We start from the raw sequence: 12997 nt of genomic DNA, 5'->3' as shown, positions 1-12997 counted from the left end.
AAGAATCGGGTACTTCCGTATCCATAGAATCCCCCCATGCCCGGAATGATTAAAAAACTTATGATGTGCCAAAAAAATCGCCACTTCCCCACTTTCCATATATAGTTTTTTATAATAGTTCATTTTGGGCGGAGGTACAATTTTCATTTACTATAAAAATATTAGAAACCGGGAGAATGGCAAATACAGATTTCCTTACATTTCCATTTAACTCCGTTTTTACCTTAGCTTTACTTTTATTTAACCCAATTAATCGCTTTCATAACGGTAATTTCCGCCTGGCGGCGCATTTTACCGGTTAACCGATCATAAGACCCATTTCTGCGGCCTTTTCCGTCAGAATGACCGCATACTGCTCCAGCGTCTCCCTGGACAGCCGGCTGACCGGTCCTGAAACGGAGAGGGCTGCTACCACTTTACCGCTTCGTCCGATAATCGGCACTGCTACTGCAGCCGCGCCGGACTCCCGCTCCTCAAAGCTGGTCGCATATCCGCAGCGCGCTATCTCTCTAAGCTGCTCCAGATAAAGACTGCGGTCGACGCTCTCCGGCCAGGACGGGTCCGCCAGCAGGCGCACCTGAACCTCAGACGGCGCATAGGCGGCAAGCACTTTGCTGGAAGCGCCCACCGACAGCGGCAGCCGGGCGCCAATCTGCGCCACACGGCGGATAGCCTGATGGCTCTGTACAGCCTGGATACGCACCCGCTCCAGATCATCCCGCAAATACAGGCTGACCGTTTCACCAAGCCGGTCACGCAGCCTCTCCATTGCCGGAAGCAGCAGCACAGCAGGCTCATCCAGTATCGGCAGGTGGGTGGAGAGCTCCCAGATCCGGATGCCCAGCCGGTATTTATCCGTCGCATCATTTCGCAGAAGGAACCCTTTTTCCTCCAATGTGGTCAGCAGCCGGTGTACTGTACTTTTATGCAGACTGATCTTTCCGGCAATCTCCGTCAGGCTCAAATCGCTCTCCTGGGTAAAGCAAAGCAATATATCCAGCGCTCTCTCTACAGCGCGAACAGTCAGTTTACGGTCCTCCACGATCTTCTCCCCTTACCTGTTTCATCAAATGAAACCCGGTTACAATATTCTACATAGCCAATTCTATCTTAGAGCAAAAGTCCAAGGAAAGTCCAGCATAATAACGGACCCGGAAAAGGCTGGGGCGCAGTTTACATTTACATTACAAAAGCGGCTAATTCATTGACTTTGCAAGGTCATCAACCTACGATTAAACATATGAATTATTCTTTTAGGAGTGGACACTATGGATCTGGCAACACTCTCTTCCGGCTCGCCGGTCCCGCACAAGCCTGATAAGCAAAACCCGGGTGCAGCACATCAGATTTCTCTGCGGATGATCCGCGTCAAACATATTATTGTGGCATTGCTGCTGTCGGTATTTTTCTTTTTTGTCTTCTGCTTCATTGCACTGCATGCCTATATCGCCTGGGTGCTGTCCAATCCCACGGTAGCTCCGCTCTATTCCACACCGATGATTGCCAAAGGGCTGGAATATGAGGATGTGAATTTCCCGGCACAGGATGGCAGCCGGACGATGCAGGGCTGGTATATTCCGTCTGAGGGCGCCACCAAAACGATTGTGTTCAGTCATGGCTATGGCGCCAACCGTGAGGAGACCTGGGTTCCGATGTATGATCTGGCCCATTATGCGCACAGCCTGAACTTCAACGTTGTCATGTTTGACTACGGCTTCGCTTCCCAGACTAACAAGGACATTGCTACCGGAGGCAAAAAGGAGTCCCAGCAGCTGCTCGGCGCCATTAATTTTGCCAAGGAGCGGGGAGCCAGGGAGATTGTCGTCTGGGGCTTCTCGATGGGTGCAGGCACTGCGCTTCAGGCCGGACTGGTTACCGATGATGTCGATGCGATGATTCTGGACAGCACCTTCCTGCTGGAGCCGGATACGCTGTATCATAATATCAAGCAGAATATCGATCTGCCGCGACAGCCGTCCCTGGAAATTATGGAGCTGCTGTTCCCTGTACTGAACGGAACCGGACTGAACCAGATTCCCTACGCCAAAGTAAAAAGTGAGGATTATCCGTTCCCGATCCTGTTCATGCACGGTACACAGGATGACAAGGCGCCTTACCCGATTGCCGAAGAGCTGGCAGCCAATCAGAGCAACCCGTACTCCGATTCCTGGATTATTGAGGGCAGTCATCATGAACTGCTGTTCCGCGAGCATCCGCGCGAGTATCTGCGCCGTGTCTCTGCTTTTCTTGGCAATGTGCAGCTCGCCCGGTCGCAGGAGGGCAGCCCGGTCACAGCCGCAAACAAATAGCATTCTAAAGCTTTTAACAGGAACGTACAGAGCTGTATGATCATACAGCTCTGTACGTTTTTTTGCACACCCTCCGCCCGGGAGCCCGGCAGGAATCCACATATTCTCTTTTTCGGGATCATATAATGAACCGTTATTGAGCCTAAGACAGGAGGTCTGCCAGCAATGCTGTATATTTACGGGCCGCTGCTGCCTGTGCGCATTCTCGAAGAGATCATTTTCTGGAAAACCCAGGAGAAGGAGCATACCGAGGTTATAAAAGGTATTGTTCCCCGTCTGGAGGACCCTTACGTCAAGCTGCTGGATGAATGGGCTGTTGTCTTTGGCGCCGCAGAGCAGGCCGCACGGCGGCTGCTGGAGGTTTCGCTGGGTCCGGCACCGGGCGGACACCCCGGGCTCGCAGCCGACACGGAGCTGCTGGTCCAAACCGCCTGCAGCCAGTCCCGCGAATTTATCCGCCAGCTTTATGCACTGCGTGAAGCCAGCCCTACTGTAAATGCCCAGCAGCTGACAGGCATCGTGATTCTGCATATCATCCGTGAATCGGAGTATTTCCTGGCCGTGCTGGGAACGCTTAGCGCTCCGGGCCAGGTAGCCGGCCTTATGCGGGAAGCAGCTATAGATCAGCCGGAGGGGTATGATACAGACCTCAGGTATGAGACTGCAGTTACCCCCGAACCGCCTGCCTTCGGAACTTCTGTGCCGGAGCTGCGCGAGCCAGGCACAGTCCCCATCGGCGGTCATACTCTCCCGCCGCTGCCCTACGCCTATAACGCGCTGGAGCCCTATATTGATGAGAAGACTATGGTCATCCATCATGACAAACACCACCAGAGCTATGTTGACGGACTGAACAAGGCTGAGCTCAAGCTGGCGGAAGCCCGCAAGAACGGCGATTTCGATCTGGTTAAGCACTGGGAGCGGGAGCTGGCCTTTAACGGTGCGGGCCATTATCTGCATACTATCTTCTGGAATGTCATGTCGCCCCAGGGCGGCGGACGGCCGACCGGAGCCCTGCTGGATGCGATCGAGCGCAGCTTCGGCAGCTACGATGCCTTCAAAACACAGTTCACTGAGGCAGCAGTTAAGGTCGAAGGCGGTGGCTGGGCTATTCTTGTCTGGAGCCCGCGCAGCCGCCGGCTGGAAATTCTGACCGCGGAGAAGCATCAAAATCTGTCGCAATGGGATGTTGTCCCGCTGCTGGCGCTGGACGTCTGGGAACATGCCTATTACCTCAAACACCAGAACAACCGGGCAGATTACATTAAAGACTGGTGGAAGGTCGTCAACTGGCCGTATGTCTCCGAGCGTTATGCTGCTGCCCGCAGGCTGATGTGGCAGCCTTACTAACCCGGCTACCGCCGGATGCACAGCAAAAAGCCCGTCCATCACCGAAGTGAGGGCGGGCTTTCAATCTATCCGGGGCAGCTTAGTGCCTGCTCCGCTTTATTCTTTGATCAAGGCCAGGAACTCCGCACGGGCAGCCGCATCTTCACGGAAGGTGCCTCTGGTAGCCATGGTCACCGTCTTGCTGCCGGGCTTCTTGACCCCGCGGGCGCACATGCACAGATGCTCGCCTTCCACCACAACCATCACACCATGCGGACTCAGCACCTCGGCCATAATGTCCGCGATCTGCGCTGTAATCCGCTCCTGCACCTGCAGGCGCCGGCTTACAGCCTCCACAAGGCGGGCCAGCTTGCTAAGCCCGGCAATCCGTCCGCTGGGTACGTAGCCGATGTGGACCTTACCGAAGAAAGGGGCCATATGATGCTCACACTGGCTGTAATACACGATATCTTTTACAATAACCAGCTCTTCGTGAGACTCATCAAAGGTTACACCGAGCGCCTCCCGGGGATCTATTGAATAACCGCCAAAGATCTCCTCATACATCCGCGTGACGCGTGCCGGCGTATCCAGCAAGCCTTCACGGCTGGTGTCTTCACCGATTAACTCCAATATTCTGGCAACATGATACTCGATCTGTTCACGGTTCTCAGATACCGTACCGTTCACATATTCCTTGATGCCCCCCATAAAGCCTCCCCCTTTCGTCCCCGTATCTGTAGTTATCTATTACGAGAACCTTTTATCTGCCTTTGCGGCCTTGTTTCTGTCTGGCTGCAGGCGCAGGCCCTGGCCGTCCAGGCTGGTTATTGTTCTTCAGCATTTGCTGTGCACGCTGCATTTGCTTGCCGTTAAGGTTATAGCCCATCTGCTTGGCAACCTTCTGGAGCATTTCCGGATCATTCTGCATCGTTGTCATTTGTCTGCGCAGATAGAACACACCAATGGCGAATCCGCCGATCAGACCTACGACAAGCGTAATAATAGGCAATGCAATATTCATCTAAAGTCCACCTCTGTGCTCAATTGTCGGCATTGCCCGCCTAGGGCACGCGATTCTATCATAGCATTTCAACATCTGGACAGCAATTGGTAAATCCCATGGGTCAAGTTAAACCGGCTATCCTTTCTTATCTTTCAGAAAAGATAAATTCCTGCCCGATCGCCTGCTGACTGCCCGGCCTCCAGCTCCAACAGACAGCCCTTGATTCCGAGCCCGCCGGCATAGCCTACAAGGGCGCCCGCTGCTCCGATGACCCGGTGGCAGGGGACAATAACAGGAACAGGGTTGCGGTTGTTGGCTCCGCCCACTGCCCGTACCGCCTTGGCGTTCCCTACCGCGAGCGCTACATCCTTATAAGAGGCTGACGCACCGTAAGGAATGTTACGCAGTGCTGCCCATACCTGCAGCTGAAATGGAGTGCCGCGCATATCCAGCGGCAGCGAGAAGTCCTGCCGCTGCCCGCTGAAATACTCCGCAAGCTGTTCTTTCGCCCCGGCAAGCTGTTCTTCGCCCGGCAGCAGCTCCACGGCACCCACCTGGACCGCAAGCCATTTCTCCATGGCCCCCCGCGTATCACCAAGCGGACCGAACATGAGCAGACACAGACCCCGGTCTGTTGCGCATAGCGTCAAGATGCCGATCAGCGATTCCATCTCACTGTAATATACCGGTGTTATACCTGCGGCTTCTGCCGGATTACGCTTCTTCACTGCCTGTCTCCTCCTGCTTCAGCAGCTTGCCGTGTGCCCTGTCCATCATTTCCCGTACCACGCTGTCTTCTTCATGCTCCAGCGCCTTTTCTACAGCGGCCAGCGCCTCAGCGCCGCCGATCTTACCCAGTGCCCACGCTGCGGTGCCGCGCATCTCCGGGCGGGATTCGCGCAGGACAATCTCCGTCAGCTTGGGTACAGCAGCAGCCTCCTTGAAATTCCCGAGCGCAATAACCGCATTGCGCTGGATCGGTTTTTTGCCGCGCCAGGCCGCCGAGCTTGTACCGAATTTCTCCTTGAACTCCCGGTTGCTGAGATCAAGGATCGGCAGCAGCAGCGGCTTGACGACTTCCGGATCAGGCTGCAGCTCGGGGCGGTGATTCCAGTTCTTGCCCCGGTTTTTGGGGCAGACAATCTGGCATGTATCACAGCCGTACAGGCGGTTGCCGATCTTCGTCATATATTCCTCACTCAGAAACCCCTTAGTCTGCGTCAGAAAAGAAATACACGCCTGGGCATTCAGCTGTCCAGGTCCGACAAGCGCTCCTGTAGGGCAGGCATCAATACATTTGGTGCAATCCCCGCAGCCGTCCTCTACCGGCGTATCCGGAGGAAACGGAATACTCGTGACCATCTCACCCAGGTAGATCCACGAGCCCCAGGCAGGCGAAATGACCGCACAATTTTTACCGCTGAAGCCGATTCCGGCCCTTTCCGCCACGGCACGGTCAACCAGCACTCCCGTATCAACCATACTTTCAAGTACAGCATCAGGAACACGCTCACGGATGAAGCCTTCGAGCTTTGCCAGCGCTTCACGCAGCACATGATGATAATCCCGGCCCCATGAAGCCCGGGCGAGAATACCCCGCCGTGCTCCCGGTTCAGACTTCGGCGGGTTTTCCATTTTGGACGGATAGGCTACTGCAATTGCAATGATAGATTTGGGCACACCATCCTTCAGGGCCGGCACGGTACGCTTCTCGAGATCCTGCTCCTCAAAGCCGGACTCATAGCCCTTGTCCCGGTGATCCTGAAGAATGTCTTTCAAATATAGGAAGGGGTCAGCCGTAGTGAACCCGATATCGTCAATTCCGAGCTGCGGGGCAGCCTCTTTTATTTCAGCCTTCAGCTGCTCCCACCGGGAAGCCGGCGGGGCATATGCTGAATGGGCCTTGATGTTCATTTCCGCGTTCTCCTTTTCGGGGCAAATTCAGCCTGTCTTACAGGTACTGCTTACAGTGCATTCAGCTTGGACAGGGGCCACCAGATAAATACAGCCTTGCCCACAATGGATGACTGCGGAACAGCGCCAAAATAACGGCTGTCCTTACTGGCTCCGGCATGGCGGTTGTCACCCATAACAAAAAAGGTGCCTTCTTCAACCGTCACCGCCGAGAAATCCGAGTCCTGAATAACCGTATCAATATAAGGCTCATCCGCCAATACACCATTGACATACAGCTGATGCTCCTTCACTTCTATAACGTCGCCAGGTATCCCGATCACCCGCTTAACCAGATATTCCTTCCGGTCAGGCCCGATGCTCGGATCATGAAGCACGATAATATCCCCCCGCCCGGGGTCTGCAAAGCTCAGGGTGATTTTGTTAATGACAAGCTTCTCACCCTCATAGAGCGTCGGCTGCATAGACTGCCCGATCACGGTGGAGACATTAAAGACAAACAGATTAAGCAGTGACATGACTGCAAATACAAGTGCAGCCGTTACGATCCAGTCCCGAATCTCGCGGGTCCATCTTTCCCATGGCCCTCTTCTGGAGCCGTTATGGGTGACTGAGCGGTATTTTTGCTTACGGCTGCGCATGAATTCTTCGTTGATTTCTTCGTTCATATGCCACCTTCTTGCTCCGATGATTAGTAAGGTACTGCCGCCGCTGCAGCTTCAGCCCATAACAATAGAAAAGCATATCTCCCGGCCATTTGCAACGGACAACGGGGGAGATATGCTTTAGTATAATGGAACAGACTATATAAGCCGTCATGCTTCTCTAATCTAGTAAATGTTTCCGCTTACGTCAATCCGGATAATAAGGGCTCCTAACCGACAATGCTAAGCTTCCGTACGGATTTGAAAATCTGGTTCTCGTTATAACCCATAGCTTCATACAGGGGCAGCGCAAACGAGTTATGCTCGTCAACGGCTACATAAATGCCGCTAACCTTGCGTGCCTGAAATCTGTTCTCCATCGCCGAAACCAGGCTTCTGCCGATTCCTCTGCGGCGGTATTCGGGATGAATGGCAATACGGAAATAACAGCCATGATTCTTCTCAATCGTACCAATTAGCGCACCGACAATTTCTCCTTCTTCTTCAGCAACTACAATGAGATCGGAATCCCAGGAAAGCTGCCTGGAAAAAGGCTCCATCGTGTTCTCGAAACATTCTTCCGACAATGCGGACTGCAGTAATTCAGTCACAGGGGTAACGTCGCTTAATTGAAAGGAACGAACGTGCATTCTTTAAAATCTCCCTTGTCTATGGCTTGGATTTTACAAAAAGAAGGAGTTCCCGCAAAAAGTAAACAAAGAAAAAAAAGCATAAAAAAATAAATGGATGTGATTTAGAAGAAGCTGCCGAATCCATCTTAACGTAGAAGCTTTTCTCGTGGTCAAAGAAGTATTAACCGAATGTAAACGGCCGGGCACATCTTTAATGTTCAAAAACCGAGGAATACCTGCTTTTAACACTATTAAAGCACACTTTTCTGGCGATATCATCACTTTTCTTTAGTAAGCGCTTTATATCAAACGCTTTCATTAAAACTATTTACACATTTTCTTTATAAAGGTAAATCCCTGTGTATAAAAGGCTCTGCTTCAGGTCAATCTATCTCTTTAACATAGTATTTACACTTACCGTTAGCTTGTCACGTCCGTCACTTTTTAAACATTTATGTTTGTTTAATGTTGCATTCTTCTTCCAGATACGGTTTAATAATAATATCTTAGTGGTTACATACCCTATAAGACGTATTGGAAATAAGGGGTTTTGACGTCAAGACCGCCAAAATTCTTTATCATACAAATTCTCATAAACTCAGGAGGGATTTTTCCATGGCATTTCAATTACCGGCACTTCCTTACCCGAACAACGCACTTGAACCACACATCGACGCTTTGACGATGGAAATTCACCACGACAGACATCACAACACTTACGTGACGAACCTGAACGCTGCTCTGGAAAAGGCGCCTGAACTGCAAGACAAGAGCATCGAAGAGCTGCTTACTGACCTGAACGCGGTACCTGAAGCCATCCGCACTGCTGTTCGCAACAACGGCGGCGGCCATGCCAACCACACCCTGTTCTGGGAAGTAATCGGACCAAACGGCGGCGGCGCTCCAACTGGCGCACTTGCGGCAGCTATTGACAGCGAGCTTGGAGGTTTCGACAAATTCAAAGAAGATTTCGCTGCAGCAGCAACTACCCGTTTCGGCAGCGGCTGGGCTTGGCTCGTTGTAAAAGACGGCAAGCTGGCTGTAACAAGCACACCTAACCAGGACAACCCGATCAGCGAAGGTGCTACACCTATCCTTGGTCTGGACGTATGGGAGCATGCTTACTACCTGAACTACCAGAACAAACGCCCTGATTACATCAAAGCGTTCTGGAACGTAGTAAACTGGGAAGAAGTCGGCAAACGCTACGAAAGCGCAAAATAAGATTCTCACCGCATAAGCGGCTGGAGTGAACATAACGGATACTGCCCTTTGGGGCGGTGTCCGTTTTTGTTTGTTTTTAGGGGATGAGCGGGCTCTGGTAGTGGTTGGCTGGTGGTGAAGGTGCGGATAAGAGTGGTTAAAGGGCCGGTAGGAGCGGATGGGAGTAATTCAATATGGCTAATAGGCGGCTTGAGCGACTTAGTTCAGCTAGGAGTGACTATGGCGGATTTGAGTAACTATGAGTGACGTTGAGTGGCTATGAGTGACTGTGCATGACTATTAGTGACTATGAGCCGCTACTACTGACTACGAACGAATATACTTAATGATAAGTGACTGTAAACGACAAATGTGCGGCTACGCTCCCTCTCCTAAACACCTTTTTCTTGTCCTCCCCTTCTGTTTAGCTGCATTCTGTAAGTGGAAATTCGCTATCTATTATCAGCTATCTGGCCTGAGGAGAGGGACTAATTGGAAAAAGGACACTTAATTCTACTATTTTCGTGCTCAAAGGTGGATTACACCCAATATAAGTGCCTATTTTCCAACTAATAGTCATAAATTCAGAGAAACAGTAGAATTAGATGGCGAAAATCCACTTAAATATTTTATGAGCGAGAATCCGCGTAACGGCTCACCCATTGGGTGGAATACTTTGGAGTAGCCTGGGTAGCATAAGTACATTGGAGCAATATTTAATAGCGTTGAGTGTCTGCAGCCGGGCCGCATCTGTGGAACAAAAAAGAGCCTTGCCGTGTATGCCGGAAAGGCTCTTTTCTGTCAAGGCTCTTTTCTGTTGTGACTCTTTCCTGTCGTGAGATTCTTATCCGCTAAAGTTGCGGTTATCCTTATAATTACATCACAGTTACATTGGTGTTGCAGCTACAGTCGCATTTTAAAGTTACACTGGTGCGTGCTGGTTAATTTGGAGCCCGGGTTACTCTTACAAGCAAACTAATGTACGTCTCAGCTACATCTGCAGCTGCAATTATACGTACTTGCAGCTGCGCTTGCGGTTATATTTACAGTTGAGCAGCATCCGTTTTACTTCCACCTGCATCTAACGTTACTTCACAGCTTTATTAGCAGCATCTTCGCATTGCCTGTACAACCCACATTGCCGCTGCACCTACGGCAGCTCTTTCTCTACCTCGTCGAAATAGCTGTTGAGCAGCTTGAGAAATACGTTCGGGAAGGCGTAATCCGCCATGTCCGCACGGGTGATCCAGCGCACGGCGCCGGCGTCCTCCGGATGGTCCCCATCCGCGAACGGCTCCGCCGGCGCAAGCCCTGCAGCCGCACTGCTGCCGGCTGCGCCCTCCACGGCGGCTGGTGCCGCCGCCGCATAGGACGCCCGCGCTTCTGCCGCCAGCGGCTGCGCAAGGGCGTCCTCCTCCCTGCAGATGTACACCTGCAGGGTCCACACAATGTGGCTGAACGTGTGCTCCGCAGCCGTCCAGTGCCCCTCAGGCCGGGCGAGAATCCCGGCCTGACGCAGAGACCGGCGCAGCCGGTCCAGCGCTGCTGCTTCCGGCAGCGCACCAGAGACGCCGCCGTCAGCAGGCGGCGCCGGCCAATGCGGCAGCTCCCACATGCGGGCTAACAGCCCGCTTTGTGGCCGCTGCCGGATCAGCACCCGGCCGGCGTGCTCGCCGCTGCCGGTGACCAGGGCCGCCAGCCGCTCTTCCGGGCGCGGCGGCTTGGCCTTGGTCTTGACGGGCAGCGAGGTCTCGCAGCCCGCCAGGCGCGCCGCGCAGTGCTCCATCACCGGGCAGATCAGGCAGCGCGGTGATTTCGGCGTGCAGATGAGCGCGCCCAGCTCCATCAGCGCCTGATTGAAATGCGATGCCTCTCCCTCAGGGATCAGCTCAGCCGCCAGGCGCTCCATTTTGACCCGGGTCGGCACCTTGGCAATGTCATCCTCCAGCAGGAAATAGCGGGACAACACCCGCATGACATTACCGTCGACCGCCGGTTCCGGCCTGTTGAAGGCGATGCTGAGGATTGCCCCGGCTGTGTAAGGCCCGACTCCCTTCAGTCCGAACACCGCATCCCGGTCGTTAGGCACCTCACCGCCATGCAGCTCCTTGACCTGTCTGGCCGCATGCTGCAGATTCCGGGCGCGTGAATAGTAACCGAGACCTTCCCAGCATTTCAGCACATCTTCCTCCGGCGCATCCGCCAGAGACTCCACTGTGGGGAACCTCTCGATAAACCGGTTAAAATAGGGAATGACCGTATCCACTCTCGTCTGCTGCAGCATAATTTCCGAAATCCAGATATAATACGGATTCCGGTGGCGCCGCCACGGCAGATCCCGCTTCTGCACCTTATACCATTCCAGCAGATTCGTGCTGAAAAATAACTTTACCTCCTGCTGCTCCTGCTGTTCATGCATTGTCATTCTTAGTCTCCTTGCTTGTAAATTCTCTTTATATAAAATGGCTGTCCTTACCTTTTCCATATCCTTCAGTCCCTGCGCTCCACCACTGCAAAAGTCGAGGCCAGCTCCTGGCTGTGGGTGATGGTCAGGTGAAGAATATAATCCTCACTGCTCAGGCCCAGCCTGAACCAGGCAGCCTCCGAGAGCGTCACGCCCGGCTTGCCGGATCCATCCGGTAAAATCTCAATATCCAGAAAGCCCACTTCACTCCCGATCCCGCAGCCCAGCGCTTTCACAACCGCTTCCTTGGCCGAAAACCGGCCGGATACGAACTCAGGCAGCCTGCCTGTCCGCCCGTCTGCCAGCTGCAGCTCGGCCTGCGTAAGAATGCGCCGGATAAACCTGGGGCCGGATTCTTTGGCCAGTATCCTGCGCATGCGCCCGATCTCCAGCACATCATGCCCGATTCCATAAATCACAATTCCACACCCCTTATAAACCTTCTGCCCTCTGCGCAATAATCTGCTATCTTTCTTTAACCGCTTCAATAATGGTATTATCTTTATATATATTCTTGGTATTCTGAAATCATTATAGTCCGGGTTTTATGTTCTGTCATATTATCTCTGATCAGAGAGAGGAGATTCGCCCGATGAACCGTAATTTCGAGCTGCCTGCCGGAGAAGACGCGGTCCTGCGCTGCTCCCATTTTCCGGCCCGCAGCCAGGCCAAAAGCCTGATCGTCATCGCACACGGCTATAAAGGGTTTAAGGACTGGGGGATGTTCCCCTACACCGCAGCCGTACTCAGCCATGAGCATGAAGTGATCTCCTTCAACTTCTCCCATGCCGGGATCGGCGGGGATTTGCAGAATTTTACCGAGCTTGAGAAGTTCGCCCGCAACACGTATAACCGGGAGATTAAGGATATGGAGATCCTGCTCTCTTATCTCAGCCAGCATCATAAATTCGGAGCCCTGCCCCTGTTCCTGCTGGGACACAGCCGGGGCGGCGGCGACAGCCTGCTTTATGCGCTGGATCATCCGGATGAAATTACCGGAGTCATCTCCTGGAACGGAATCACTGACCTTGATCTGTTTACAGATGAGCAGAAACAGGAAATGAAAACCTCTGGCCGCAGCTATGTCCTTAACGGCCGCACCGGCCAGCAGATGCCGCTCGATGCCGTAATTATCGAAGACCTGGAACGCCAGGCTGAGCGTTACAATATCCTGGAGCGGATGAAATCCGCCCGCTTTCCAGCCGTCCTGATTCAGGGAACGGAGGACAGCGCACGGCTGCGCCGGGGCTCTGAGCAGCTAACCAGACTCCGTCCGGATATCGGCTGGATACAGATTGCCGGGGGCGATCATACCTTCTGCACCGTACATCCTTTTGCCGGGACCACCCCGCAGCTGGAACAGGCTATTGCGGCTTCGGAGGCTTTTATCCTCCGCACGCTGGAGAACGGGAGCAACCCGCTCTAACCCGCACAGCAAAACCGCCGGGAAGTGTTACAGGCTAACTCCCGGCGGTTTATTTTGGACCTATAAATCC

At 53.2% G+C, this 12997-nt stretch carries 13 protein-coding genes; 4 read left to right on the top strand and 9 right to left on the bottom strand.

Annotated elements, in window-relative coordinates; translation table 11 throughout:
* Nucleotides 1–298: 298 nt before the first annotated feature.
* Nucleotides 299–1042 (bottom strand): IclR family transcriptional regulator, encoded by a 744-nt coding sequence (locus tag NST84_RS02775; protein ID WP_342564145.1) that lies wholly within the window; start codon nt 1040–1042, stop codon nt 299–301.
* A 226-nt stretch (nt 1043–1268) separates the two neighbouring features.
* On the opposite strand from NST84_RS02775, the gene NST84_RS02770 reads away from it, so the two are divergent.
* Together NST84_RS02770 and NST84_RS02765 are read left to right on the top strand one after the other, a co-directional pair.
* Nucleotides 1269–2309, top strand: a complete 1041-nt coding sequence (locus NST84_RS02770; RefSeq protein ID WP_342564144.1) for an alpha/beta fold hydrolase — start codon at nt 1269–1271, stop codon at nt 2307–2309.
* A 165-nt stretch (nt 2310–2474) separates the two neighbouring features.
* On the top strand, nt 2475–3659 hold the full coding sequence (locus NST84_RS02765) for a Fe-Mn family superoxide dismutase (protein WP_342564143.1): 1185 nt from the start codon (nt 2475–2477) through the stop codon (nt 3657–3659).
* 96 nt (nt 3660–3755) lie between these two features.
* On the opposite strand, the gene folE is transcribed toward NST84_RS02765, so the two are convergent.
* The 6 genes from folE to NST84_RS02735 all read right to left on the bottom strand — a co-directional run bounded on the left by folE (nt 3756) and on the right by NST84_RS02735 (nt 7852).
* Nucleotides 3756–4349 carry a GTP cyclohydrolase I FolE gene (gene folE, locus NST84_RS02760; protein ID WP_342564142.1) on the bottom strand — a complete coding sequence of 198 codons (594 nt, stop codon included), beginning with the start codon at nt 4347–4349 and terminating at the stop codon, nt 3756–3758.
* A 52-nt stretch (nt 4350–4401) separates the two neighbouring features.
* The gene (locus NST84_RS02755; RefSeq protein WP_342564141.1) at nt 4402–4662 is read right to left on the bottom strand and encodes a YneF family protein; all 261 of its coding nucleotides are present in this window, start codon (nt 4660–4662) and stop codon (nt 4402–4404) included.
* Nucleotides 4663–4796: 134 nt separating this feature from the next.
* Entirely contained in the window at nt 4797–5372 is a 576-nt protein-coding gene (locus tag NST84_RS02750) for a methylated-DNA--[protein]-cysteine S-methyltransferase (protein ID WP_342564140.1), read from the bottom strand.
* Nucleotides 5359–6558 (bottom strand): tRNA epoxyqueuosine(34) reductase QueG, encoded by a 1200-nt coding sequence (gene queG / locus NST84_RS02745; RefSeq protein WP_342564139.1) that lies wholly within the window; start codon nt 6556–6558, stop codon nt 5359–5361. The genes NST84_RS02750 and queG overlap by 14 nt, the downstream gene beginning before the upstream one ends.
* A 50-nt stretch (nt 6559–6608) precedes the next feature.
* Nucleotides 6609–7226, bottom strand: a complete 618-nt coding sequence (gene lepB / locus NST84_RS02740) for a signal peptidase I (RefSeq protein WP_342564138.1) — start codon at nt 7224–7226, stop codon at nt 6609–6611.
* 206 nt (nt 7227–7432) lie between these two features.
* Nucleotides 7433–7852 carry a GNAT family N-acetyltransferase gene (locus tag NST84_RS02735; RefSeq protein WP_342564137.1) on the bottom strand — a complete coding sequence of 140 codons (420 nt, stop codon included), beginning with the start codon at nt 7850–7852 and terminating at the stop codon, nt 7433–7435.
* 597 nt (nt 7853–8449) lie between these two features.
* Between NST84_RS02735 and NST84_RS02730 the strand changes: the two genes are divergently transcribed.
* Nucleotides 8450–9058 (top strand): superoxide dismutase, encoded by a 609-nt coding sequence (locus NST84_RS02730; RefSeq protein WP_342564136.1) that lies wholly within the window; start codon nt 8450–8452, stop codon nt 9056–9058.
* A gap of 1129 nt (nt 9059–10187) precedes the next feature.
* On the opposite strand, the gene mutY is transcribed toward NST84_RS02730, so the two are convergent.
* Both mutY and acpS read right to left on the bottom strand, forming a co-directional pair.
* Nucleotides 10188–11462, bottom strand: a complete 1275-nt coding sequence (gene mutY, locus NST84_RS02725; protein WP_342564135.1) for an A/G-specific adenine glycosylase — start codon at nt 11460–11462, stop codon at nt 10188–10190.
* A gap of 65 nt (nt 11463–11527) precedes the next feature.
* Complete coding sequence (gene acpS / locus NST84_RS02720) at nt 11528–11920, bottom strand: holo-ACP synthase (RefSeq protein WP_342564134.1); 393 nt, start codon at nt 11918–11920, stop codon at nt 11528–11530.
* A gap of 173 nt (nt 11921–12093) precedes the next feature.
* Here acpS and NST84_RS02715 point away from each other — a divergent pair, with 173 nt between their 5' ends.
* Nucleotides 12094–12927 (top strand): alpha/beta fold hydrolase, encoded by an 834-nt coding sequence (locus NST84_RS02715; protein WP_342564133.1) that lies wholly within the window; start codon nt 12094–12096, stop codon nt 12925–12927.
* Nucleotides 12928–12997: the final 70 nt, after the last annotated feature.

Source organism: Paenibacillus sp. FSL R7-0345 (assembly GCF_038595055.1).
Lineage (GTDB): Bacteria > Bacillota > Bacilli > Paenibacillales > Paenibacillaceae > Paenibacillus_AQ.
The sequence above is the reverse complement of the archived record's forward strand: the minus strand, read 5'-3'. Positions and strand labels throughout refer to the sequence as shown.